This window comes from Mesorhizobium sp. M7A.F.Ca.CA.001.08.2.1, assembly GCF_003998455.1.
Lineage (GTDB): Bacteria > Pseudomonadota > Alphaproteobacteria > Rhizobiales > Rhizobiaceae > Mesorhizobium > Mesorhizobium ciceri.
In genome coordinates, this window is record NZ_RZPW01001245.1 from 1 (window position 1) to 974 (window position 974).

2 protein-coding genes are annotated in these 974 nt (G+C 64.8%); both read right to left on the reverse strand.

What is annotated here, in order from left to right:
• Positions 1–247, reverse strand: a 247-nt coding sequence (locus EN914_RS36545) for a YgcG family protein (protein WP_245467714.1), incomplete at its 3' end; no start/stop codon positions are given.
• A gap of 91 nt (positions 248–338) precedes the next feature.
• On the reverse strand, positions 339–974 hold a 636-nt coding region (locus EN914_RS36550), incomplete at its 5' end, for a YgcG family protein (protein ID WP_164779222.1).

Genomic DNA, 974 nt, shown 5'->3' on the forward strand with positions numbered 1-974 from the left:
CCAGCAGCAGGACGCCATTGTTTTCCTTCGCCTGGCCGAGCTTCCAGAAGCGGAACAGCCGGTTGGCGTAAGGCTCGATCTCCTCGCCATCGAGGCTGGGAATCGTCGCGACGACGATCTGGTCGGAACCTTTCGTCTCGAAGTCGGCGAGCTTCCGCGTCAGCGCCGTCTTGGTCGCGGCGTCGATGATGCCGGCATTGTCGACGACACGGCCGGTCAGCGCCGGCAAGTCGGTCGCGTAGGCCATGACGCAGGAGAACAGCACGACCGCAGCAATCAGGACGGCCGAGGCGAGGCGGTCGCGTTTCGACAGGCTGATGCTGGATACCATCATGCCATCACCAGCTTCCCGACGAGCCGCCGCCGCCGGACGAACCGCCGCCGCCGGAAAAGCCTCCACCGCTGCTTGACCCCGAAGACCAGCCGCCGCCGGAACTCCCCGACGACCAGCCGCCACTGGAGGATCGCCGGCTTGGCTCGAAGGTCATGCCAAGCCAGCGGTAGCGGCCGGGGCCAAGCTTCTGGCCGAAGATCGGCGGCAGCACGGAAGCCGCAATGCTGCCGAAGAAGATGATCGCCCAGATGCTGATGAAGACGGCGAAGAACAGGTCGTCGGAATCGAAAGGCGCTTGCTGGTTGCGCTCGCCGCGCGCCTCCAGTTCTTCGGGATTGCCCTCCAGCACCATGACCATGTCATCGACGGCCTTGCTGATGCCGCCGGAGAAGTCCCCGGCGCGGAAGGCCGGCACCATGTCATTCTCGATGATGAGCTTGGTGTGCAGGTCGGTCAGCGTGCCTTCCAGCCCATAGCCGACCTCGATGCGCATCTTGCGGTCGTTCGGGGCCACCAGCAGCAGGACGCCATTGTTTTCCTTCGCCTGGCCGAGCTTCCAGAAGCGGAACAGCCGGTTGGCGTAAGGCTCGATCTCCTCGCCATCGAGGCTGGGAATCGTCGCGACGACGATCTGGTCGGA